Raw genomic sequence first — 22,595 nt, 5'->3', positions numbered from 1 at the left:
GCTCTCCCCTGTTTTGGATGGCCTGCGCTTAAGGATAGTTGGGAATTCGAGAGGTAAAGGCGAGATACGTAATTAGTTGTGGCAGACCGTTCGTCTGCCTCGCGCAGGCCCGCGGAAGCCGGGGGCTGCGCGTGACAAAAAAAATTATTCGTCGCTGCCTTGCGCAGTTTCCGAAGGATAAGTCGTACGCCACAGTTCAAAGCCGCCGTCCATGCTGTAGACGTCGGAGAAGCCCTGGCCCACCAGATAGGCGGCTGCGCCCTGGCTGGAATTGCCGTGATAGCAGACCACGACAGTCGGCGCATCGAGGTCGGCACCCTCAATGAAAGCGTGCAGAGAATGGTTGTCCAGATGCTTCGAACCGCTGATGTGCAGGGCGGCAAAAGTCGCCGGGTCGCGCACGTCGACCACGACGGCGCCTTTTTCGCGCAGTGCCTGGGCCTGCTCCGGGAGGATTCGTTTGAATTCGGTCATGGCTGTGTTCCTGTTGCTCAGCTGATAACGCAGTCTAACGCGGTGCGCCGACTGGTGAGGTTTCGGGAATGGATGGCGCGACTGAAGGTGCGAGTCCGCCATGTTCATCGCATTTGCACGACAGGCGTTCACCGCTGTCGACGTTCATCAGGGTCAGGCTGCCACCCCAGACACATCCGGTGTCCAGCGCCGAGATACCCGGTTCGTGGATGTTGCCTTCCAGCGCCGCCCAATGGCCGAAGATGATGCGCAGGCCGCGGGTCTTGCGCTCTTTGTGCTGGAACCACGGTTTATAGCCGGGCGGAGCAGCGTCGAGGCCTTCCTTGCTTTTGAGGTCGAGTTTGCCATCGGCGGTGCAGAACCGCATGCGCGTGAAATAGTTGGTGATGACCCGCAAGCGCTCGACGCCTTTGAGATCGCTGTCCCATTTCGCCGGATCGTTGCCATACATGCCGTCGAGAAAGGCCGGCAACATATTGTCATCGCGCAATGCCGTCTCGACTTCGGCGGCGCACTTCAGGGCGCGACGCAGCGACCATTGCGGTGGGATGCCGGCGTGAACCATGGCGACATCGCGATGCTCGTCGTAGTGCATGAGTTTTTGCTGGCGTACCCATTCGAGCAGTTCTGCGCATTCCGGCGCTTCGATGATTTCCCGCAGGGTGTCGGATTTTTTCAGGCGTTCGATGTTTTTTGCGGCGGCGAGCAGATGCAGATCGTGATTGCCGAGTACGCAAACCAGCGACTCGCGCATGCCGTACAGAAAACGCAGGGTTTCCAGCGATTGCGGGCCACGGTTGACCAGATCACCCACCAGCCAGAGTCGATCGAGTTGCGGATCGAACGCCACTTGCTTGAGCAGGCATTTGAGCGGTTCGAGGCAGCCTTGCAGGTCGCCGACGGCATACGTCGTCATCAGTGCAGGGCTCCGGGCACGGCAAGGCGGAATGGTTTGATGATCGCGTCGAAATGTTTGCCATCGTCGGCGAGCATTTGATAAGTGCCCTGCATGGTACCGACCTTGGTGGTCATCACGGTGCCGCTGATGTAGACGTGGTTCTTGCCTGCATCGATTAACGGTTGCTGGCCGACGACGCCTTCACCGCGCACTTCTTCGACATGGCCATCACCGTCAGTAATCACCCAGTGCCGGGACAGAAGCTTGGCGGGAATCTGACCGTTGTTCTGCACAGTGATGGTGTAGGCGAAAGCGAAGCGGTCATTTTCGGGTTGCGATTGTTCTGCCAGATAGCGGGTGACGACGCTGACATCAACCTTATAACGGGAATCGGACATGCAAAAAGGCCTTAACGAAGCGGAACGCGGGGCGTAGCTGATGGGGAATCAGTCTAGGCAAGTATCGGGCAGTAAACCAGAGTGGTGTGCTGCCCGATAGCGTTCATCGCCGGTCAGTCGGCGACAGGGGCGGCCGGAACTTGTACGGCGAGCTGGTCTGCCAGGCGCACGAACGCGGCCAGATCCAGTTGCTCGGGACGCAGGCTGCCATCGACGCCGGCGGCTTCGATTTCGGCATTGCTGAGCAGTTGCTTGAGCGTGTTGCGCAAGGTCTTGCGGCGCTGGTTGAACGCCTCGCGCACCACGCGTTCGAGCAGGCGATGATCCTTGGCCGGGTGCGGCAGTACTGCATGCGGCACCAGGCGAACGATTGCCGAATCGACTTTCGGCGGCGGATTGAACGCGCCCGGGCCGACGTTGAACAGGTGTTCGACGCGGCAGTGGTACTGAACCATGATCGACAGACGACCCCAATCACCACCGCCAGGACCCGCGGCCAGACGCTCGACCACTTCTTTTTGCAGCATGAAGTGCATGTCGCGAATGATGCCGGCGTTATTCAGCAGGTGAAAAATCAGCGGCGTCGAGATGTTGTACGGGAGGTTGCCGACCACGCGCAGGCTGTTTGGCGCAGCGTTGAGCGTGTTGAAGTCGAATTTCAGTGCATCGCCCTGGTGCAGGTTGAAATTGCTTTTGCCGGCGAACTGCTGGTTAAGGATCGGGATCAGGTCCTTGTCCAGTTCCACCACATCGAGTTGCGCGCCGGAGGACAGCAGGCCGGCGGTCAGTGCGCCCTGGCCCGGGCCGATTTCCAGCAGACGGTCTTCTGCTTTGGCATGGATGGAGCGCAGGATGCGGTCGATAACGCCGGCATCGTGCAGGAAGTTCTGGCCAAAGCGTTTGCGCGCCTTGTGTTGGTATTGCTCGGTCATAAACGGGTCTCGGCCATCTGGTAGGCGGTTTCCAGGGCGACTTGCAGGCTGCCAGTGTCGATCTTGCCGCTGCCGGCCAGATCAAGCGCGGTGCCGTGATCGACCGACGTGCGGATGATCGGCAGGCCCAGCGTCACGTTGACGGCTGCGCCGAAGCCTTTGTATTTCAGCACGGGCAGGCCCTGGTCGTGGTACATCGCCAGCACTGCGTCGCAGTGCTCCAGATACTTGGGGGTAAACAGAGTGTCGGCAGGCAGCGGGCCACGGAGGTCCATGCCCTCGCCGCGCAGGCGTTCCAATGTCGGTTCGATGATGTCGATTTCTTCACGGCCCAGATGACCACCTTCGCCGGCGTGCGGGTTGAGTCCGCACACCAGAATCCGTGGCTGGGCGATGCCGAATTTGTTTTGCAGGTCGGCATGCAGGATGCGCGTAACCCGCTCCAGCCGCTCCGGTGTGATCGCGTCGGCAATTTCGCGCAGGGGCAGGTGAGTGGTGACCAATGCCACGCGCAAACCGCGGGTGGCGAGCATCATCACCACTTGCGCGGTGTGAGTCAGGTCAGCGAGAAATTCGGTGTGCCCGGAGAACGCGATACCTGACTCGTTGATCGCGCCCTTGTGCACGGGTGCGGTAATCATCCCGGCGAAGTCGCCGCTCAGGCAGCCGTTGCCGGCGCGGGTCAGGGTGTCGAGGACGAACGCCGCGTTGGCCTTGTCCAGTTGCCCGGCCACCACGGGGGCGCTCAGTGGCGTGTCCCAGACATACAGGCTGTTGGCGGGCGCCGGAGCGTCCGGCCAGTGATCAGGGCTGACATCCAGCAGATCGACAGCCAGTCCCAGCTGCGCGGCCCGCTCGAGGAGCAGGTCGCGGCTGGTGATGGCGATCAGGGGGTGTGGCTGGGCTTGCGAGGCGAGCAGCAGGCACAGGTCGGGACCGATGCCGGCTGGCTCGCCGGGTGTCAGCGCGAAACGCCGGGGTTTCACTGCGCTGCCTGGTCTGCACCAGGAAGTTTGATCTCTACGTACGCTTCGTCACGGATCTGACGCAGCCAGGTTTGCAGCTCTTCGTCGTATTTGCGGTTACGCAGGACGGTCAGGGCTTGCTGCTCGCGAGCCTGTTCGGTGCTGTCGGTGGCGCGACGGCCAAGGACTTCCAGAACATGCCAGCCGTATTGGGTCTGGAATGGCTTGGACAGCTGACCTTGCGGGGTCGTGGCCATCACTTCGCGGAATTCCGGTACCAGTGCGTTCGGATCGATCCAGTTCAGGTCGCCGCCGTTGAGTGCCGAGCCCGGGTCTTCGGAGTAGTTTTTCGCCAGCGTAGCGAAATCTTCCCCGGCAGTGATGCGCTCATACAGCGACTTCACCAGCGCCTCGGTCTTGGCTTCGTCGCGAATCGGGCTCGGCTTGACCAGAATGTGACGAACATGCACTTCGTCGCGCATCTGCGCTTCGCCGCCACGTTTGCCCAGCAGTTTCAGGATGATGAAGCCGCCCGGCGTGCGTGCAGGTTGAGTGATGTCGCCAACGGCCATGCTGCTCAGCTCGCGATCGAACGGCGGTGGCAATTGCGCGGCTTTACGCCAGCCCATGTCGCCGCCTTCCAGTGCGTTGTCGCTGCCCGATTTCGCCACGGCCATCTGGCCGAAGTCGGCGCCTTGCTTGAGCTGCTGGTAAACCTCCATGGCCTGACGCGCGGCGCTCTGAATCGCTTCGGAGTTGGCGCTTTCCGGGGTCGGAATCAGGATGTTGGCCAGGTGCAGTTCTTCAGACAGTTGCATTTTGCCCAGGTCGGAGGCGAGAAAGTTCTTCACTTCCTGCTCGGAGACCTGAATGCGTTCTGCCACACGACGCTGACGCACGCGGCTGATGATCATCTCGCGTTTGATCTGGTCGCGGGCATCGTCGTAGGACAGGCCATCGCGAGCCAGTGCAGCACGGAACTGATCAATGCTCATGTTGTTACGCTGGGCAATGGTGCCGACCGCCTGGTTCAACTCTTCGTCGGTGATGCGGATACCGGAGCGCTCGCCGATCTGCAGCTGCAGGTTTTCGACGATCAGACGTTCGAGCACCTGTTGATCCAGCACGCCCGGAGGCGGCAAGCCGCCGCCACGCTTGGCGATAGTCTGCTGCACTTCGTGGACACGCTGGTCCAGCTGGCTCTGCATGACCACGTCGTTGTCGACGATCGCTACCACTTTGTCGATGGACTGCACGGCGGCGTTGGCCGCCGTACCCAGGAACAGCGCGCCCAGCATCAGCGGGCGCAGACAATCAGAAAGCTTGGTCTTCACGTTCACGATAACCTTGAATGCCTTTGTCGAGGAAGCTCTCTACCTTGGCGCCGGTGAGGCCGCCGAGTCCCTTCAGAACAATTTGGAGGAAGACGCCATGGTCGCCTTTTTCGTTTTGCGGAGCTTCCTGACTGAACTCGTCGTAGGAAACCCAGTAACGGTTGATCAGGCGCAATTTCCAGCAGCAGTTGTCGTACTCGAAACCGCCAAAGGCTTCCAGCGTACGGTTGCGGTTGTAGTCGTACTGCCAGCGGCTGATCGCGCTCCACTGCGGAACGATCGGCCAGATGACCGAGAAGTCATGCTGCTGGATCTTGTAGTAGTCCTTCACGTAGCCAGGCTGCCCCGGGGTGCCGTAGTCGCCGCCACCGACCGACCATTTACCGGTGTTCTGGTCATAGCGAACCTGGTCGTTGCGATAGCGATAGCCAAGGTTGACGACCTTGTTCGGGTTGTCTTCAGGCTGATAGTGGAACATCGCACTGCCGGAACGCGGGCTGCGGCTGTCCGGATCCCAGTTGTAGTCGGCCGTGGTGCGCCAGTCACGGTTCCAGCGGTATTCGTACTCCAGAGCGTATGGCGAGACGTCGGATTTGGCGTCGTCACGATCGTTGAATGCGATGCCCGGCAGTTGAACCTTGCGATCCTTGAAGTACAACGCCTGACCGACACTGATGCGCTGGCGTTCGAAACCGTTGTCTTCAATCCAGCGACTGGTCACGCCCAGCGACAACTTGTTCTCGTCGCCGACACGGTCGGAACCGGAGAAGCGATTGTCGCGGAACAGCGAGGCGTAGTTGAAGGTGTATTCACTGGTGTCGAATACCGGGATGTCCTCCTGATCCACCTCGGGTACATAGAGGTAGAACAGACGTGGTTCCAGGGTTTGACGGTAATTCTTGCCGAAGTACGAAGTGTTGCGGTCGAAGTACAGGCCACCATCGATGCTGGCGATTGGTACGCCGCGGTTCTGGTTGCTGTCGAATTCACCGTTGAGCTTCTTCTGCTCGGCGGTCATCACATCGATCTGCGATTTGCCGGTGTTGTCCAGATCAAGCTGGTACTGCGTGTATTGGTACTTGAGCGACGGCTTGAGGAAGCCATACGTCCAGTTCATCGGCAGGCTGACGCCCGGTTTCAGATTCAGACGGTCGCCGTTGGCGCGGGCCAGACCTTGAATATTGTTGTCCAGGCGCGACTCGGTGGTGACGCCGTCTTCCTGAACAAACGTGCCGCTGCGCAAGTCACGATCGAAACGAACCAGCTCGGTTTCGTAATCGAAGTTCAAGCCTTCCGGGTGGTACGGCAGTTGACCGTTGAAGGTGATCTGCGGCAAACGACCGTAAGGCGTGATGTTCGAAACAGTCGCCAGTTGGTACTGCTGGGCATTCAGGCGCGCAGTGTAGTTGTCGCCACGATAGGTGACGGAACCCTGCTGGTTGACGTAATCGTCGCTCTTGACGCCGATCTGATCGGTCTGCAGATCCTGGAAATAATACGGATCGCTGATCTTGGTGTAGTCAACCTGGGTGAGCACACGGGAGTCGAGACCGCCCTTGTGCTGCCAGTTGTACATGTAGCGCGTCTCGTTGTAATCGGACTGGCGCTTGCGATCGTCGTTCTCGTCGTTGAGATACGACGCACCGAACTGACCTTCACTCGACTTGGTCAGGTAACGGAACTCGCCTTCCACCAGCATGCCGCGCTTGCTCATGTAGCGCGGGTACAACGTGGCATCGTAGTTCGGTGCCAGGTTGAAGTAGTACGGTGTGACCAGCATGAAGCCGGTATCGCTGCCGCTGCCGATGGTCGGCGGCAGGAAGCCCGACTGACGACGATCGTCGATAGGGAAGTAGATGTACGGCGTGTACAGGATCGGGATGTCCTTGACGCGCAACGTCACGTTGGTCGCGGTACCGAAACCGGTTGCCGGGTTCAGCGTGATGTTGTTGCCCTTGAGCTGCCATGCGTTGCTGTTCGGTTCGCACGTGGTGTACGTGCCGTCCTTCAAGCGAATGATCGCGTTCTCGGCACGCTTGGCGTACAGCGCGTTGCCGCGGATGCGTGATTTGTGCATCACGTATTCGGCGTTGTCGACCTTGGCTTCACCGGTGTCGAGCTGCACATCGGCGTGGTCGCCGACGATCAGCGCGCCATTGTCACGAATGCGTACGTCGCCATTGAGTTCGGCGCGGCTCTCGGCCTGATACAGGCTGGCCTCGTCGGACTCGACCTGCATGCTGCCCTGACGCAGGACCACATCACCGGCCAGCGTACCGACTTGATCATCGGTGTTATAGCGCGAGGCTTTTGCGCCGATAAAGGTCGGAGCGTCGCTTTTGTTCGTCTTGTCATTCATGCCAGGACGAGTCGGCTCGATGTAGGCGCCGGAGCAGTAAGGCCCGGTCTCGGCCAGTTGAGCGGCGGTGAGTTTCTCGCGCGGAACCCAGTCGAGGTGACTGTAGTCTTCGCTACGGGATTTGAGACCGCGGCCCTTGGCTTCGGTGACGAGTGCGGTTTTCGGGCCGGTGTCGGCTGTCGAACCGTTCTCGCTCGGCGCATCGCCGGTGGCGCTGACGGCACTGCCGTCATGCACCGGGCGCGGCGGCAACGCAGCGGCCGGTGATTTGGGCGCACAGTCCCAACCACCCGTAGCCGAGACGGAGCAGTCATACTGCTCGGCGGCAACAACGAATTGACTGGCCAGAGGTTGCATAGCCAGCAGACTGCCGGTTACCAACAACGGAAATTTTTTACGAAACGCGGGGGATTTCAATGCCATCTTATTAGTCCGGGCTTCCTGCGTGCCATCTGCCCGCGGTGTGGGCCGCACGCCTCTCGATGGTCTGAAAAAGATGCTGGATAATAAAGCATGACCCGCTTGACGGCTAGCGCCGTCGGAGACCCTTGCAATGCCTGACCAAGATGTACGCTTGCAACACCTGAAAGTTTGGCTCGATGAGCAGTTGGCGAATCTGTTTGTACAACAAGGCTGGGGCACCGTGCCCCCGGCCACGTTGACCGCGGCCAGCAGCGACGCGAGTTTCCGCCGTTACTTCCGCTGGGAAGGCGAGGGTCGCAGCTTCGTCGTGATGGACGCGCCGCCGCCTCAGGAAAACTGCAAACCGTTCGTGGATATCGCCTTTTTGCTGGCGAAATCCGCAATCAACGTGCCGAAAATTTATGCCGAAGACCTCGAGCGCGGCTTTCTTTTGCTCAATGACCTGGGCAACCAGACCTATCTCGACGTGATCAATGGCGAAAATGCCGACGCTTTGTTCGACGATGCGCTGCAAGCCTTGCTGGCCTTTCAGCAATTGCCGATGGTTGCGCCGCTGCCCAGCTACGACGTGGCGTTGCTGCGCCGTGAGCTGGAATTGTTTCCCGAGTGGTATGTGAAGCGCGAACTGGGTGTCGAGTTCGATGCGGCTCAACAACAGCAATGGCAGTACATCAGCGATCTGCTGATCGACAGCGCCCTGGCCCAGCCGACGGTGCTGGTACACCGCGACTACATGCCGCGCAACTTGATGCTCAGCGAGCCCAACCCCGGTGTGCTGGATTTCCAGGATGCGGTCTACGGCCCGGTGACCTATGACGTTACTTGCCTGTTCAAGGACGCCTTCCTCAGCTGGCCTGAAGAACGCGTGCACGAATGGCTGAAAAAATACTGGCAGCAAGCCCAGGCGCTGAATATCCCGGTGCAGGCTGATTTTGCCGATTTCCTGCGCGCCAGCGACCTGATGGGCGTGCAGCGCCATCTGAAAGTCATCGGCATTTTCGCGCGCATCTGCCACCGCGACGGCAAGCCACGCTATCTGGCGGACGTGCCGCGCTTCTTCTCTTATATAGAAGCGGTGATTGCCCGTCGTCCTGAACTGGCGGAGCTGCAAGCGCTGTTCAGCAGCTTGCGTGCTGGAGCGACGGCATGAAGGCAATGATTCTGGCGGCAGGCAAAGGCGAGCGCATGCGTCCGTTGACCTTGACAACGCCAAAACCGCTGGTACGTGCCGGCGGCGTGCCGTTGATCGAATATCACCTGCGCGCCCTCGCCGCGGCTGGCTTCAACCAGATTGTGATCAACCACGCCTGGCTCGGACAGCAGATCGAAGACCACTTGGGGGACGGCTCGCGGTTCGGCCTGAGCATCCAGTACTCGCCGGAAGGCGAGCCACTGGAAACCGGCGGCGGGATTTTCCGTGCTTTGCCGTTGCTGGGTGACGATGCGTTTCTGGTGGTCAACGGCGACATCTGGACCGACTACGACTTCAGCGTCCTGCATCAACCGATCGCCGGACTGGCGCATCTGGTGCTGGCGGACAATCCGGCGCATCACCCCAACGGTGATTTTTCCCTGGTCGACGGCAAGGTGCAGGACGGCCAGCCGGATATGCCGACGCTGACTTACAGCGGCATCGCCGTACTCCATCCGCAACTGTTCGACGGCTGTAGCGACGGCGCCTTCAAGCTTGCGCCGCTACTGCGCAAAGCCATGGCGGCCGGCGAGGTCAGCGGCGAGCGTTTGAAAGGGCACTGGGTGGATGTCGGTACACACGAGCGTCTGGCCGAAGCTGAAACCTTGATAGAAGCGAGTCGCTGATATGTTGTGGCCAGGGACTCTGATTGGAGCCGGAGTGGGTTTTGCAATCGCCAGCATTCCGGGGGCCATGCTTGGGGCATTGTTGGGACAGGCGCTGGACCGGCGCCTGAATCTGCAGAGCTGGGGGCATTTGCGGGAAAAGCTCGGCGGCCGGCCGATGTTGCGCAACGACGAGCTGTTGTTCGTGCTGCTCGGGCGGTTGGCCAAGAGCGACGGTCGAGTGACGGACGGGCATATTCAGCAGGCGCGTAATGAAATGCGCGCGCTGGAAATGAGCGAGCCGGCCACGCGTCGAGCCATTGCTGCGTTCAACCGTGGCAAGTCGGGCAGCGACAATCTGCGCGGTTATCTGCGCCGTCTGAGCGCCCAGCCGCATGCCACCGAGGGCGTGTTGCGCGCCTGCTGGCGGATGGTCTGGGCTGATGGTCGCGCTGGCGTCAGTGAGCGTGAACTGCTGGCACAGTGGGGCAAGTGGCTGGGCTGGACGCCGCAGCAGGTACAGGCGCTGGCCAGTGATTACGAGCCGGGCAAGCGGCCGATCGTCAGTGCAGCGGTGAGTTATCAGGAAGCGATGAAGCTGCTCGGCGTCTCGGCGAGCAGCGAGCCGGCGCAGATCAAGCGCGCTTACAGGCGCCTGCTCAGTCGCCATCATCCGGACAAGATCGCCGGCAGCGGGGCGTCAGCGGCGCAGGTGCGCGAGGCGACCGAGCGTACTCGCGAATTGCACAATGCCTACACGTTGATTCGCGAGCGACGGGATTTTCGCTAGCCATTAAAGGTGCGTTGTGTGATCTGGCATCTTCGCGAGCAGGCTCACTCCTACAGATGATTGCGTTTCAACTGAAGGAACACGATCAACTGTAGGAGTGAGCCTGCTCGGGATGGGCGCTACTCGGTCTACTGGTCAGTCCGTGCTCTGCGGATTCAACCATCCCCGCACTCGACGCAACAGCTGCTCCTCCTCGGCCTTTTTGTCCGGCAATGCCTTGAGCGCGACCTGGCTGAACGCCGACGTCTTCAGACGTTTGCTCGCCTGCATGCGCTCCAGCGCTGCGTTGCGATCCAGCGGCTTGTCCATGTAGAAAATATCCGCCGTCGGCAGCTTCAGCGTCGGCGTCAGCTCGGCCAGTGGCGGCTTGGCCTTGGCCGGCGCCTGCGCATCAACCATGACGAATTTCTCCACCTGCGCCGTTTGTTTCTCGCTCAGATAGCGCGCCGCCCAGTAGGCGCCGGTGCCGTGGCCGAGCACGACGATGCTGCGCGCGCTCTGCTGTTCGGCGTAGGCAATCGCCGCGTCGATGCGTGCGAAGATTCGTTCGGCGTCAGCCCGGGATTGTTCCTCGGTGGTTTCGGCGACGACCTGATCGGCGACTTCGGCTTCGCCACCAGCAGCCTGCTCGATCGGCTGCGCGGTGGTTGAATCCTTGCTGCCGGACTCAGGCGCTTTCGGCGCTGCGGCGGGCTCGATGACCCGCGGTGCGATGGCATCGCTTTGCAGGTCGGGCAGGGTGATACTCAGGCTGCTCCACTGGGCGTTCGGCAGTTTGCGCCGCAACGGGCCGATTGCCTGCGGCCAGTCTGCGGTTTCGCTGGCGCCAGGAATGATGATCACCGCGCCTTTGGGTTCGGCCGTGTTGGCCGGTTTCCACAGCGCCAGGAAGGTTTCGCTGCCAGCCTGCAATTGTTGCTGCTCTTGCGCCGGCAGAAGACGTTCCAGTGCAGCAGCTTCTTCCTGACTACGCTCAAGCAAGGGCTGGCGTTCGACCGGTTTCTCTTCGGCGGGTTTTTCTGCCGTGGCGGCAGGCGCCGGATCGGCGGCTTCGACGGAAAACGCACAAGGCAGGATCAGCGACAGGCACAATGCTGGCATTGCCAGGCGATAAACAAAGGGCATCGGTTATTCCAGGCCAGAAAGTATCCCGGCAGCCTAATGGGTTGGTCAGAATTTGTCAGTGTATGAGACTTCAATGAAGCGATTTTGCTGCCTGTGGGTTATCGGCTGTTTGTGGTTTCCCTTGATGGGCTGGGCCGCGCCTGCGCCGCCTGCACACCTTGCGCAATTGTCGGCGAGCCAGCAGCAATGGCTGGCGCAGCACAATGAGCTGCGCGTCGGACTGGTCTTGCAGGCGCCCTACGCGACATACGATCGGCGTTTGCAGCGACTGTCGGGCGCGAATGTCGAGCTGATGAAGCTGTTGGCCAAAGCGCTGAATATCGAATTGAGCTGGCGCAACTTTCAGGACCTCGGTCAGTTGGAAAACGCCTTGCGCGACGGCGAAATCGATATCGCCCCGGGCCTCAGCCAGACCCCCAGCGCATTGCGCCTGTGGCATTTTTCCGACCCATACATGCGCGTACCGCAACTGGTGGTCAGTGACCAGAAAGGCGCCGGCGTGGTCGATCTGGAAAAAATCGACAGCCAGACCCGCGTCGCGGTGCGCATGCCGAGCACCACCGCCGATTATCTGCGCAGCAATTATCCGCACCTGAACCTGCAAGGCGTGCCGCTCGAGCGTCAGGCGTTGCAGTTGCTGTTGAGCCAGCAAGCCGCCTACGCCGTCGTCGATGAAGCCCAACTGGGTCGCCTGTCGGTCGAACCGGAGTTCGCCGAGCTGGTGGTGGTTGGCGATATCGGCCTGCCGCAGCTGCTGCGAGTGGCGTCGCGCCGCGATTGGCCGGAACTGGCCGGCATCGTCCAGAGTGCGTTGCGCGCGATTCCGGCCAAGGATCTGGAACAGCTGCACAACCAGTGGCTGCAACCCAAATATCCACGGTTGTCGGAATCGCCGGGGTTCTGGCAGAACCTCAGCCTGTTGTTTGCGGTAATGCTGCTCAGTTGTGCCGCGATTGTGTTCTGGCAGCGGCGCCAACAGCACAGCCTGGAACAGCGCCTGCTTGCCGCGCGTGAAGACATCGCCCTGCGTACCGCGAGTGAGGAGGCGCTGCGCCTGACGCAGTTTTCCATCGATCAAAGCACCGTCGGCATCCTGTGGGTCAACTGGGACAGCCATGTGCGCTACGCCAATCGCGCGGCCGAAAGCATGCTTGGCTATCCCGCCGGTGGCTTGATCGAACGCCCGCTGATCGACTTTGAGCCGGGCCTGCACATGGATCGCTGGCTCAACCTGTGGAAACGCGCGCGGACCAGTGAAGAGGGGCCGCTGAGTTTCGAAACCAGTTGCCTGCGTGCCGACGGCAGTGTTCTGCCGGCGGACGTGTCGCTGAGTTTTCTGCGTTTTCGCGACAGTGAATACCTGGTGGTCTACCTCACCGACGTGACTGAACGGCGTCGCGCCCTGGCGGCGTTGCAGGAAAGTGAAGCGCGCCTGCAGGGCATCGCTGCCAACGTGCCCGGGCTGGTGTTCCGTCTGGAGCGGGCGCCGGTCACCGGGCAGATCGATTTCGCCTACATCAGCGAAGGCAGTGAAAGTCTGGTCGGTTACGCCCCGGCCGTCATCGCCCATCGCGACATGGGCCTGCGCGGTCTGGTGCACCCGGACGACAAGGCCAGTTATCACCGCACTCAGGATCAGGCGCTCGACAGTGACAGCGACTGGTCGTGGCAGGGGCGCATCCTCACGCGTCAGGGCGAGCAGCGCTGGGCCGAGATCAAGGCGATCACCCGGCAACTGGAGGACGGCGCGTACGTCTGGGATGGCATTGTCTGGGACATCAGCGAGAGCAAGCGCATCGAGCTGGAACTGGCCGCTTCGCGCGAACAGCTGCGTGAATTGTCGGCGCACCTTGAAAGCGTGCGCGAAGAAGAGAAGGCGCGGATCGCCCGCGAAGTCCATGATGAGCTGGGGCAGATGCTCACGGTGCTGAAACTGGAAACCTCGATGTGCGAATTGGCGTACGCGCAACTCGATCCCGGCCTGCATGAGCGACTCAACAGCATGAAGCGCCTTATCGCCCAGTTGTTTCAACTGGTGCGGGATGTGGCAACGGCGCTGCGGCCACCGATTCTCGATGCCGGGATTGCTTCGGCGATCGAATGGCAGGCGCGGCGGTTCGAGGCGCGTACGCAGATTCCATGTCTGGTGCAGGTGCCGGACAATCTGCCGGCGCTCAGCGATGCCAAAGCGGTGGGGCTGTTCCGGATTTTGCAGGAGGCCCTGACCAACGTCATGCGCCATGCCCAGGCGCACACGGTGGAACTGACGCTGGCGCTGGAGGGCGATGAATTGTGTCTGACGGTCAGCGATGATGGCGCAGGATTTATCGCCGCTACCGGTCGGCCGACTTCGTTTGGTCTGGTCGGCATGCGCGAGCGGGTGCTGATCATGGGCGGGCAGTTGACGCTTGAGAGTGAGCCGGGGGAGGGCACCAGTCTCGTGGTGCGGGTGCCGGTGGGTGAGGTTTGAAGACTTGTAGTATTTGGGCTGACGCTATCGCGAGCAGGCTCGCTCACACAGGGATTGGTGTATACCTGAAATCTGGAGAGAAGAATTGATCCGTGTACTGGTAGCCGAAGACCACACCATCGTCCGCGAGGGCATCAAGCAGTTGATTGGCCTGGCCAAGGACCTGCAAGTGGTCGGCGAGGCGAGCAATGGTGAGCAATTGCTGGAAACCCTGCGCCATGTGCCGTGCGAAGTGGTGCTGCTGGATATCTCCATGCCCGGGGTCAATGGCCTCGAGGCGATTCCGCGTATTCGCGCGTTGAACAATCCGCCGGCGATTCTGGTGTTGTCGATGCACGACGAAGCGCAGATGGCCGCCCGCGCATTGAAAGTCGGCGCGGCCGGGTACGCGACCAAGGACAGTGATCCGGCCCTGTTGCTGACGGCGATTCGCAAGGTTGCCGCGGGCGGGCGTTACATCGACCCCGAGCTGGCCGACCGCATGGTGTTCGAAGTCGGCCTGACCGATGCGCGGCCGCTGCATTCGCTGTTGTCCGAGCGTGAGTTTTCGGTGTTCGAGCGCCTGGCTCAGGGCGCCAACGTCAACGACATCGCCCAGCAACTGGCGCTCAGCAGCAAGACCATCAGCACGCACAAGGCGCGCCTGATGCAAAAGCTCAACATCACCTCGCTGGCCGAACTGGTGAAGTATGCGATGGAGCACAAGCTCCTCTGAGCTTCACCGCAATCCCCTGTAGGAGTGAGCCTGCTCGCGATGGCGTTCTGTCAGGCACCCACTCAGTGACTGGTGCACCGCTATCGCGAGCAGGCTCACTCCTACAGGGGGCGGTGCAGCAGTCAAGATTGTCGGCATATCTGTTAGCGACAAGCGCTTTTGCCCGTTCTTGCGGCTCGCAGCTTATGGCTTGCCGCTGCGTTTGCCAAAACGCGCCATCCTTGTAGGGCAATCCCTACCCCGAACCTTCCATCCGGCTTAAGCCATTCTCTCCTGCGCCCCGATTTGCGCGGCTGTCAGCAGCCACTAGGCTTGACTCACAAGCAGTCATCAACAACAAAGGTGCGGGTATGAGCCAGGTCGATTCAAACGCAGGGGCCAGTGATGTGCTGGTCAGCTTTCGTGGAGTGCAGAAGAGCTACGATGGCGAGAACCTGATCGTCAAAGACCTCAACCTGGACATTCGCAAAGGCGAATTTCTCACCCTGCTCGGGCCGTCCGGTTCCGGCAAGACCACCAGCCTGATGATGCTCGCCGGTTTTGAAACGCCAACCGCCGGCGAAATCCTGCTGGCCGGGCGCTCGATCAACAACGTGCCGCCGCACAAGCGCGACATCGGCATGGTATTTCAGAATTACGCGCTGTTCCCGCACATGACCGTCGCGGAAAACCTCGCCTTCCCGCTGACCGTGCGTGGCTTGAACAAAAGCGACGTCGGCGAGCGGGTGAAGAAAGTCCTCAGCATGGTCCAGCTCGACGCGTTCGCTTCGCGCTATCCGGCGCAGTTGTCCGGTGGTCAGCAACAGCGGGTGGCACTGGCTCGCGCGTTGGTGTTCGAACCGCAACTGGTGCTGATGGACGAACCGTTGGGCGCGCTCGACAAGCAATTGCGCGAACACATGCAGATGGAGATCAAGCACCTGCACCAGCGCCTCGGCGTGACTGTGGTCTACGTGACCCACGATCAGGGTGAAGCGCTGACCATGTCTGACCGTGTCGCCGTGTTCCATCAGGGCGAAATCCAGCAGATCGCTCCGCCACGTACGCTTTATGAAGAGCCGAAAAACACCTTCGTCGCCAACTTCATCGGCGAGAACAACCGCCTCAACGGTCGTCTGCTCAGCCAGAGCGGCGAGCGTTGTGTGGTCGAGCTGGGTCGCGGCGAGAAGGTCGAGGCGCTGGCGGTCAACGTCGGCCAGACCGGCGAGCCGGTGACCCTGTCGATCCGCCCGGAGCGGGTCAGCCTCAACGGTTCCAGTGATCAATGCGTCAACCGCTTCTCAGGGAGGGTGGCGGAATTCATCTATCTGGGCGACCACGTCCGGGTGCGCCTGGAAGTCTGCGGCAAGACCGACTTCTTCGTGAAACAACCGATTGCCGAGCTCGATCCAGCGCTCAGCGTCGGCGACGTGGTTCCGCTTGGCTGGCAGGTCGAGCACGTACGCGCACTCGATCCTCTTTCAGAGGCGCATTAAGCGTCCCGGCAATACCAACACCAACCCTGCACGTGGAGAGAACAATAAATGTTGAGATCCCTGAAGTTCACCGCCCTGACCCTGGGCCTGATGGGTGCGACCGGCGCAATGGCCGCCGGCCCGGATTTGACCGTGGTGTCGTTTGGCGGGGCGAACAAGGCCGCGCAAGTCAAAGCCTTCTATGCACCGTGGGAAGCGGCGGGCAACGGCAAGATCGTCGCCGGTGAGTACAACGGCGAAATGGCCAAGGTCAAAGCCATGGTCGACACCAAGAGCGTGTCGTGGGATCTGGTCGAAGTGGAGTCGCCAGAGCTGTCCCGTGGCTGCGACGAAGACATGTTCGAGCAACTCGACCCGGCGCTGTTCGGCAAGACCGAAGACTACGTCAAAGGCGCGATTCAGCCATGCGGCGTGGGCTTCTTCGTTTGGTCGACCGTACTGGCGTACAACGCCGACAAGCTGAAAACCGCACCCACAAGCTGGGCGGATTTCTGGGACACGAAGAAATTTCCCGGCAAGCGTGGCCTGCGCAAAGGCGCCAAGTACACCCTCGAATTCGCCTTGATGGCCGACGGCGTGGCGCCGAAAGACGTCTACAAAGAGCTGGCGAGCAAGGGCGGTCAGGATCGGGCGTTCAAGAAACTCGACGAGCTGAAACCGAGCATTCAATGGTGGGAAGCCGGCGCGCAACCGCCGCAGTACCTCGCTTCGGGTGACGTGGTGATGAGCTCGGCCTACAACGGTCGCATCGCTGCGGTGCAGAAAGAGTCCAACCTGAAAGTGGTGTGGAACGGCGGCATCTACGACTTCGACGCCTGGGCCATCCCGAAAGGTCTGGACGCCAAGCGTGCCGAAGCGGCGAAGAAATTCATCGCCTACTCGGTGCAGCCGCAGCAGCAGAAGACCTACTCGGAAAACATTGCCTACGGCCCTGCCAACACTCAAGCCGTACCGCTGCTGGCCAAGGACGTCCTGAAAGACATGCCGACCACCCCGGAAAACATCGCCAACCAGGTGCAGATCGACGTCAGCTTCTGGGCTGACAACGGCGAGCAACTGGAACAGCGCTTCAATTCCTGGGCGGCCAAGTAAGCAGGGTCCAGTGGGGTGGGCTTGCCTGCCCATGTGGGAGCGAGCCTGCTCGCGAAAGCGCCAGTACAGCCAGCATCCATGTTCAATGGGCTGGCCTCTTCGCGAGCAGGCTCGCTCCCACAGTTAGCGCTGTTTCAACACAACAGAGGTGGCTCGCCACCTCTGTAACGATCAAAGATTTGCGGAGTACGTCATGGCCATCGCCGTTCCCCTGAACGAGGGCGCCAGCCCCACCTTGAAGCAGAAGCTCAAGCGCGCCGAGCGGGTCAACCGCTGGAAAGCCCAGGCGCTGATTGCGCCGCTGGTGCTGTTTCTGTTGCTGGTGTTTCTGGTGCCGATCGTGGCGCTGCTCTACAAAAGCGTCGGCAACCCCGAAGTGGTCGGCGGCATGCCGCGCACTGTCACTGCCATCGCGAGTTGGGACGGCCGCGGCCTGCCTGCCGAACCGGTGTACAAAGCCGCCAGCGAAGACCTCGCCGAAGCACGCAAAAACCAGACGCTGGGCGACCTGTCCAAGCGCTTGAACATGGAGTTGGCCGGCTATCGCAGCCTGCTGACCAAAACCGCCCGGGCGCTGCCATTCGCCAGCGAACCGGCCTCGTATAAAGAAGCCCTCGAAGGCCTCGATGAGCGATGGGGCGACCCGGCCTACTGGCAAGCGGTCAAACGCAACACCAGCAGCATCACTCCGTATTACCTGCTGGCGGCAGTCGACCATCGCATCGACGACCTCGGCGAACTGGCCCCGGCGACCCCGGATCAGGCAATCTACCTCGACATCTTTGCTCGCACTTTCTGGATGGGCCTGGTCATTACGGTGATCTGCCTGCTGCTCGCTTATCCATTGGCCTATCTGCTGGCGAATCTGCCTTCGCGGCAAAGCAACCTGCTGATGATTCTGGTGCTGCTGCCGTTCTGGACCTCGATTCTGGTGCGAGTCGCGGCGTGGATCGTGCTCCTGCAATCGGGTGGCCTGATCAACAGTGCATTGCTGGCGATGGGCATCATCGACAAGCCGCTGGAACTGGTGTTCAACCGCACCGGCGTGTACATCTCGATGGTGCACATTCTGCTGCCGTTCATGATTTTGCCGATCTACAGCGTGATGAAAGGCATCTCGCCGACCTACATGCGCGCGGCGATCTCCCTTGGCTGCCACCCGTTCGCCAGTTTCTGGCGGGTGTATTTTCCGCAGACCTACGCGGGTGTCGGGGCCGGCTGCCTGTTGGTGTTCATTCTCGCCATCGGCTACTACATCACCCCGGCGCTGCTCGGCAGCCCGAACGATCAAATGGTCAGCTACTTCGTCGCGTTCTACACCAACACCAGCATCAACTGGGGCATGGCTACCGCGCTCGGCGGGCTGCTCTTGCTGGCGACCGTGGTGCTTTATCTGATCTACAGCTGGCTGGTCGGCGCCAGTCGCCTGCGCTTGAGCTAAGGGGAATTCGAAATGCTCAGTCCTTACATGTCGCCCATCGAACGGGTGTGGTTCTACAGCCTGCGAATCCTCTGCGGCCTGATCCTGCTGTTCCTGATCCTGCCGGTGTTGGTGATCGTGCCGCTGTCGTTCAATTCGGGCAGTTTCCTGGTCTACCCGCTGCAAGGCTTTTCCTTGCAGTGGTACCACGACTTCTTCGCTTCCGCGGAGTGGATGCGCGCACTGAAGAACAGCATCATCGTCGCCCCGGCCGCGACGGTGCTGGCGATGATCTTCGGTACGCTGGCAGCGATCGGCCTGACCCGTGGCGACTTCCCCGGCAAGTCGCTGGTGATGGCCTTGGTGATTTCGCCGATGGTGGTGCCAGTGGTGATCATCGGCGTGGCGAGTTACCTGTTTTTCGCGCCGCTGGGGCTGGGCAACAGCTTTTTCTCGCTGATCGTTGTGCACGCGGTGCTCGGCGTGCCGTTCGTGATCATCACGGTGTCGGCGACCCTGCAGGGCTTCAATCACAATCTGGTGCGGGCGGCGGCGAGTCTCGGTGCTTCGCCACTGACCGCATTTCGCCGGGTGACCTTGCCGCTGATTGCGCCGGGGGTGATTTCCGGGGCACTGTTTGCCTTTGCGACGTCGTTTGATGAGGTGGTGGTGACGCTGTTTCTCGCCGGGCCCGAGCAGGCGACCTTGCCGCGGCAGATGTTCAGCGGGATACGCGAGAACCTGAGTCCGACGATTGCGGCGGCGGCGACGTTGCTGATTGCCTTCTCCGTAATCCTGCTGCTGACGCTGGAATGGCTACGGGGCCGCGGCGAGAAGCTGCGTACCGCCCAGGTTTAACGTCCAGATCAAAAGCTACCCCCTCACCCCAGCCCTCTCCCCAAGGGGGCGAGGGGGAAAGGGAGCCGATCTCGGTGTGCTTCAAAATCTGTGTTCGACTCGGTATCGCACGTCGGTGTACTTCTCCCAAACAACTCGGTCAGTCCCCTCTCCCTTTGGGAGAGGGCTAGGGTGAGGGGCTTTTGCTTTTGATTATTCACTACCTGAATCACAGACAACCCCAAATCCCCAGCTAATCTTGTGCCCAGCTCCCCTATCCATAAGAGGCTGCGCCCAATGAATCTGTCCCAGTTCAAAATCGCTCACAAACTGATCACCGGTGCCGCAGCCATCGAACAACTGGCCGCCGAACTCACCCGCCTCGATGTTGATAACCCACTGATCGTGACCGACGCCGCGCTGGTCCAGTCCGGCACCGTCGAGCTGGCCCTGGCGCAACTTGGCGGGCGTGACTACGAGATCTTCGACCGTGTATTGCCCGACCCGGAAATCGCCATCGTCGAAGACTGCATGCGCGCCTATCGCGAAGGCGGGCATGACGGCTTGATCGGGCTCGGTGGCGGCAGTGCCATCGACATCGCCAAGAGTGTTGCCGCCTATGCCGGTTACCACGGTGCGCTGGAAGATCTGTTCGGCGTCGACCAAGTGCCGCGCAAAGGCCCGCCGCTGATCGCCATCCCGACCACCGCCGGCACCGGTTCCGAGGTGACTAACGTGGCGATCCTTTCCGACAAGGTCGCGCAACTGAAAAAAGGCATTGTCAGCGACTATCTACTGCCGGACGTAGCATTGGTCAGCCCGCAGATGACCCTGACCTGCCCGCGCAGCGTCACTGCCGCCAGCGGTGTCGATGCGCTGGTGCATGCCATCGAATCCTATTTGTCGGTGAATGCCTCGCCGATCACCGACTCCCTGGCCATCGGCGCCATCAAGCTGATTGCCAGCGCCTTGCCCAAGGCCTACGCCAACGGCGCCAACCTGCAAGCCCGCGAAGACATGGCCACCGCCAGCCTCATGGCCGGCATGGCGTTCGGCAATGCCGGGGTCGGCGCGGTGCATGCGCTGGCATACCCGCTGGGCGGGCGCTTCAACATTGCCCATGGCGTGAGCAACGCCTTGCTGCTGCCGTATGTGATGACCTGGAACAAGATGGCCTGCGTCGAACGGATGCAGGATATCGCCGAAGCCATGGGGCTGAAGACTGCGCACCTGAGTGCGGCCGAAGCGGCGGACAAAGCCGTGCAGGCGATGGCCGATTTGTGCGCGGCAGTGGAAATTCCGGTCGGGTTACGCAGTTTCGGCGTGCCGGAAGCGGCGATCCCGGCGATGGCTGTGGAAGCCGCCGGCATCGAGCGGCTGATGCGCAACAACCCGCGCAAGCTCAGCGCCGCGGACATCGAGAAGATCTACCGCGCGGCCTACTGAGTCACTGCCGAACCGGCGTCATGGCACAACCCAATCATCGCGGTCACGGTGCGTGCGCACAAACTTGAGGTATACAATGCGCGCCATCGTGATTTAGCTCAGCACAGGTGCGTCATGCAGCCCTTCGTAATTGCTCCGTCGATCCTCTCCGCCGACTTCGCCCGCCTCGGCGAGGAAGTGGACAACGTTCTCGCCGCCGGCGCCGACTTCGTTCACTTCGACGTCATGGACAACCACTACGTGCCGAACCTGACCATCGGCCCGATGGTCTGCGCGGCCCTGCGCAAGTACGGCGTCACCGCGCCGATCGACGCACACTTGATGGTCAGCCCGGTGGATCGCATCGTCGGTGACTTCATCGAAGCCGGCGCCACCTATATCACCTTCCACCCCGAAGCCACGCTGCACGTCGATCGCTCGCTGCAACTGATCCGCGAAGGCGGCTGCAAATCCGGTCTGGTGTTCAACCCGGCGACCCCGCTGGACGTGCTCAAGTACGTGATCGACAAGGTCGACATGGTTCTGCTGATGAGCGTCAACCCAGGCTTCGGCGGGCAGAAGTTCATTCCCGGCACCCTCGACAAATTGCGCGAAGCGCGGGCGATCATCGATGCCTCCGGGCGTGATATCCGTCTGGAAATCGACGGTGGCGTCAACGTCAACAACATCCGTGAAATCGCCGCCGCTGGCGCCGACACCTTTGTTGCCGGCTCGGCGATCTTCAACGCACCGAACTATCAGGAAGTCATCGACAAGATGCGCTCCGAACTGGCGCTGGCCCGCCCATGAGCGGGTTCGAGCAGCTGTTCCCGGGGAAACTGCCACGGCTGGTGATGTTCGATCTGGATGGCACGCTGATCGACTCGGTTCCCGACCTGGCAGCGGCGGTGGACAACATGCTGCTCACCCTCGGGCACCCGCCTGCGGGCATCGACGCGGTACGGCAGTGGGTCGGCAACGGCGCGCCGGTGCTGGTGCGTCGGGCGCTGGCCGGCGGTATCGATCATTCGGCGGTGGACAATGCCGAGGCCGAACGCGCGCTGGAAATTTTCATGCAGGCCTACGGCGCCAGCCATGAGCTGACCGTGGTCTATCCCGGTGTGCGCGACACCTTGAAATGGCTGCACAAGCAAGGCGTGGCCATGGCGCTGATCACCAACAAGCCGGAGCGCTTCGTCGCGCCGCTGCTGGATCAGATGAAGATCGGTCGCTATTTCAAATGGATCATTGGCGGCGATACCTTGCCGCAGCAGAAGCCCGATCCGGCGGCGCTGTTCTTCGTGATGAAAATGGCCAACATCCCGGCCTCGCAATCGTTGTTCGTCGGCGATTCGCGCAGCGACGTGCTGGCGGCGAAAGCGGCGGGGGTCAAGTGTGTGGCGCTCAGTTACGGCTACAACCATGGCCGGCCGATCGCCGAGGAATCGCCGGCGCTGGTGATCGACAATCTGCGCGAGTTAATTCCCGGTTGCCTCGGTTCAGCCGCTGAGATAACGTTGCCCGACGCTGCTCAATCCCGTTCTGGAAACGCCATCGTGGTGGTCACTCGCAAACTCTGGATGAAAGTCATCAAGGCCCTGGCCCGCTGGCGTTGGCGCGCCTGACTTGTTCCTGGCCGGCCCGCCGGCGCGTTTGCATACCTGAC

The 22,595-nt window shown here is 61.2% G+C and carries 20 protein-coding genes; 12 read left to right on the top strand and 8 right to left on the bottom strand.

Annotated features, from left to right (window positions below):
* Nucleotides 1-144 precede the first annotated feature (144 nt).
* The 7 genes from glpE to BLU52_RS22200 form a co-directional block, all read right to left on the bottom strand.
* Nucleotides 145-474 carry a thiosulfate sulfurtransferase GlpE gene (glpE, locus tag BLU52_RS22230; RefSeq protein ID WP_090286851.1) on the bottom strand — a complete coding sequence of 110 codons (330 nt, stop codon included), beginning with the start codon at nt 472-474 and terminating at the stop codon, nt 145-147.
* A 34-nt stretch (nt 475-508) separates the two neighbouring features.
* A complete protein-coding gene (locus tag BLU52_RS22225; RefSeq protein WP_090286849.1) occupies nt 509-1,390 on the bottom strand; it encodes a symmetrical bis(5'-nucleosyl)-tetraphosphatase in 882 nt (293 codons plus the stop codon).
* Nucleotides 1,390-1,770 carry a Co2+/Mg2+ efflux protein ApaG gene (gene apaG / locus BLU52_RS22220; RefSeq protein ID WP_090286847.1) on the bottom strand — a complete coding sequence of 127 codons (381 nt, stop codon included), beginning with the start codon at nt 1,768-1,770 and terminating at the stop codon, nt 1,390-1,392. The genes BLU52_RS22225 and apaG overlap by 1 nt, the downstream gene beginning before the upstream one ends.
* Nucleotides 1,771-1,883: 113 nt before the next feature.
* Nucleotides 1,884-2,702 carry a 16S rRNA (adenine(1518)-N(6)/adenine(1519)-N(6))-dimethyltransferase RsmA gene (gene rsmA / locus BLU52_RS22215; RefSeq protein WP_090286845.1) on the bottom strand — a complete coding sequence of 273 codons (819 nt, stop codon included), beginning with the start codon at nt 2,700-2,702 and terminating at the stop codon, nt 1,884-1,886.
* Nucleotides 2,699-3,688: a 4-hydroxythreonine-4-phosphate dehydrogenase PdxA gene (gene pdxA, locus BLU52_RS22210; protein ID WP_090286843.1), complete on the bottom strand. Its 990-nt coding sequence runs from the start codon at nt 3,686-3,688 to the stop codon at nt 2,699-2,701. The genes rsmA and pdxA overlap by 4 nt, the downstream gene beginning before the upstream one ends.
* Nucleotides 3,685-5,007, bottom strand: coding sequence for a peptidylprolyl isomerase SurA (gene surA, locus BLU52_RS22205; protein WP_172833236.1), 1,323 nt, complete (start codon nt 5,005-5,007; stop codon nt 3,685-3,687). The genes pdxA and surA overlap by 4 nt, the downstream gene beginning before the upstream one ends.
* Nucleotides 4,982-7,783: an LPS-assembly protein LptD gene (locus BLU52_RS22200; RefSeq protein ID WP_090286841.1), complete on the bottom strand. Its 2,802-nt coding sequence runs from the start codon at nt 7,781-7,783 to the stop codon at nt 4,982-4,984. Before BLU52_RS22200 ends, surA begins: the two co-directional genes overlap by 26 nt.
* 130 nt (nt 7,784-7,913) lie before the next feature.
* Between BLU52_RS22200 and BLU52_RS22195 the strand changes: the two genes are divergently transcribed.
* The 3 genes from BLU52_RS22195 to BLU52_RS22185 are packed head-to-tail and all read left to right on the top strand — an operon-like array spanning nt 7,914 to nt 10,370.
* The gene (locus BLU52_RS22195; protein WP_090286839.1) at nt 7,914-8,933 is read left to right on the top strand and encodes an aminoglycoside phosphotransferase family protein; all 1,020 of its coding nucleotides are present in this window, start codon (nt 7,914-7,916) and stop codon (nt 8,931-8,933) included.
* The gene (murU, locus tag BLU52_RS22190) at nt 8,930-9,601 is read left to right on the top strand and encodes an N-acetylmuramate alpha-1-phosphate uridylyltransferase MurU (RefSeq protein ID WP_090286837.1); all 672 of its coding nucleotides are present in this window, start codon (nt 8,930-8,932) and stop codon (nt 9,599-9,601) included. Before BLU52_RS22195 ends, murU begins: the two co-directional genes overlap by 4 nt.
* A gap of 1 nt (nt 9,602) precedes the next feature.
* Nucleotides 9,603-10,370 (top strand): TerB family tellurite resistance protein, encoded by a 768-nt coding sequence (locus BLU52_RS22185; RefSeq protein ID WP_090286835.1) that lies wholly within the window; start codon nt 9,603-9,605, stop codon nt 10,368-10,370.
* A gap of 135 nt (nt 10,371-10,505) precedes the next feature.
* Here BLU52_RS22185 and BLU52_RS22180 read toward each other — a convergent pair whose 3' ends face one another.
* Nucleotides 10,506-11,495: an alpha/beta hydrolase family protein gene (locus BLU52_RS22180; protein ID WP_090286833.1), complete on the bottom strand. Its 990-nt coding sequence runs from the start codon at nt 11,493-11,495 to the stop codon at nt 10,506-10,508.
* A 73-nt stretch (nt 11,496-11,568) separates the two neighbouring features.
* On the opposite strand from BLU52_RS22180, the gene BLU52_RS22175 reads away from it, so the two are divergent.
* The 9 genes from BLU52_RS22175 to BLU52_RS22135 all read left to right on the top strand — a co-directional run bounded on the left by BLU52_RS22175 (nt 11,569) and on the right by BLU52_RS22135 (nt 22,554).
* A complete protein-coding gene (locus BLU52_RS22175) occupies nt 11,569-13,965 on the top strand; it encodes a PAS domain-containing sensor histidine kinase (protein WP_090286831.1) in 2,397 nt (798 codons plus the stop codon).
* A gap of 85 nt (nt 13,966-14,050) precedes the next feature.
* The gene (locus BLU52_RS22170) at nt 14,051-14,680 is read left to right on the top strand and encodes a response regulator (protein ID WP_090286829.1); all 630 of its coding nucleotides are present in this window, start codon (nt 14,051-14,053) and stop codon (nt 14,678-14,680) included.
* 350 nt (nt 14,681-15,030) lie between these two features.
* Entirely contained in the window at nt 15,031-16,155 is a 1,125-nt protein-coding gene (locus BLU52_RS22165) for an ABC transporter ATP-binding protein (protein ID WP_090286827.1), read from the top strand.
* 48 nt (nt 16,156-16,203) lie between these two features.
* On the top strand, nt 16,204-17,247 hold the full coding sequence (locus BLU52_RS22160) for an ABC transporter substrate-binding protein (protein ID WP_090286825.1): 1,044 nt from the start codon (nt 16,204-16,206) through the stop codon (nt 17,245-17,247).
* Between the two features lie 193 nt (nt 17,248-17,440).
* A complete protein-coding gene (locus tag BLU52_RS22155) occupies nt 17,441-18,688 on the top strand; it encodes an ABC transporter permease (protein WP_090286823.1) in 1,248 nt (415 codons plus the stop codon).
* Between the two features lie 12 nt (nt 18,689-18,700).
* A complete protein-coding gene (locus BLU52_RS22150; protein WP_090286821.1) occupies nt 18,701-19,525 on the top strand; it encodes an ABC transporter permease in 825 nt (274 codons plus the stop codon).
* Nucleotides 19,526-19,801: 276 nt separating this feature from the next.
* Entirely contained in the window at nt 19,802-20,950 is a 1,149-nt protein-coding gene (locus BLU52_RS22145) for an iron-containing alcohol dehydrogenase (RefSeq protein ID WP_090286819.1), read from the top strand.
* Between the two features lie 114 nt (nt 20,951-21,064).
* Entirely contained in the window at nt 21,065-21,739 is a 675-nt protein-coding gene (rpe, locus tag BLU52_RS22140) for a ribulose-phosphate 3-epimerase (RefSeq protein WP_007918813.1), read from the top strand.
* Complete coding sequence (locus BLU52_RS22135; protein ID WP_090286817.1) at nt 21,736-22,554, top strand: phosphoglycolate phosphatase; 819 nt, start codon at nt 21,736-21,738, stop codon at nt 22,552-22,554. Before rpe ends, BLU52_RS22135 begins: the two co-directional genes overlap by 4 nt.
* Nucleotides 22,555-22,595: the final 41 nt, after the last annotated feature.

Source organism: Pseudomonas granadensis, assembly GCF_900105485.1.
GTDB lineage: Bacteria > Pseudomonadota > Gammaproteobacteria > Pseudomonadales > Pseudomonadaceae > Aquipseudomonas > Aquipseudomonas granadensis.
This window is presented reverse-complemented; position numbering and strand designations above follow the sequence as displayed.

Coding starts and splice junctions, on each gene's coding strand:
- glpE (WP_090286851.1), bottom strand. CDS start 474: ATGACCGAATTCAAACGAATCCTCCCGGAGCAGGCCCAGGCACTGCGC.
- BLU52_RS22225 (WP_090286849.1), bottom strand. CDS start 1,390: ATGACGACGTATGCCGTCGGCGACCTGCAAGGCTGCCTCGAACCGCTC.
- apaG (WP_090286847.1), bottom strand. CDS start 1,770: ATGTCCGATTCCCGTTATAAGGTTGATGTCAGCGTCGTCACCCGCTAT.
- rsmA (WP_090286845.1), bottom strand. CDS start 2,702: ATGACCGAGCAATACCAACACAAGGCGCGCAAACGCTTTGGCCAGAAC.
- BLU52_RS22200 (WP_090286841.1), bottom strand. CDS start 7,783: ATGGCATTGAAATCCCCCGCGTTTCGTAAAAAATTTCCGTTGTTGGTA.
- BLU52_RS22195 (WP_090286839.1), top strand. CDS start 7,914: ATGCCTGACCAAGATGTACGCTTGCAACACCTGAAAGTTTGGCTCGAT.
- murU (WP_090286837.1), top strand. CDS start 8,930: ATGAAGGCAATGATTCTGGCGGCAGGCAAAGGCGAGCGCATGCGTCCG.
- BLU52_RS22185 (WP_090286835.1), top strand. CDS start 9,603: ATGTTGTGGCCAGGGACTCTGATTGGAGCCGGAGTGGGTTTTGCAATC.
- BLU52_RS22180 (WP_090286833.1), bottom strand. CDS start 11,495: ATGCCCTTTGTTTATCGCCTGGCAATGCCAGCATTGTGCCTGTCGCTG.
- BLU52_RS22175 (WP_090286831.1), top strand. CDS start 11,569: ATGAAGCGATTTTGCTGCCTGTGGGTTATCGGCTGTTTGTGGTTTCCC.
- BLU52_RS22165 (WP_090286827.1), top strand. CDS start 15,031: ATGAGCCAGGTCGATTCAAACGCAGGGGCCAGTGATGTGCTGGTCAGC.
- BLU52_RS22160 (WP_090286825.1), top strand. CDS start 16,204: ATGTTGAGATCCCTGAAGTTCACCGCCCTGACCCTGGGCCTGATGGGT.
- BLU52_RS22155 (WP_090286823.1), top strand. CDS start 17,441: ATGGCCATCGCCGTTCCCCTGAACGAGGGCGCCAGCCCCACCTTGAAG.
- BLU52_RS22150 (WP_090286821.1), top strand. CDS start 18,701: ATGCTCAGTCCTTACATGTCGCCCATCGAACGGGTGTGGTTCTACAGC.
- BLU52_RS22145 (WP_090286819.1), top strand. CDS start 19,802: ATGAATCTGTCCCAGTTCAAAATCGCTCACAAACTGATCACCGGTGCC.
- rpe (WP_007918813.1), top strand. CDS start 21,065: ATGCAGCCCTTCGTAATTGCTCCGTCGATCCTCTCCGCCGACTTCGCC.
- BLU52_RS22135 (WP_090286817.1), top strand. CDS start 21,736: ATGAGCGGGTTCGAGCAGCTGTTCCCGGGGAAACTGCCACGGCTGGTG.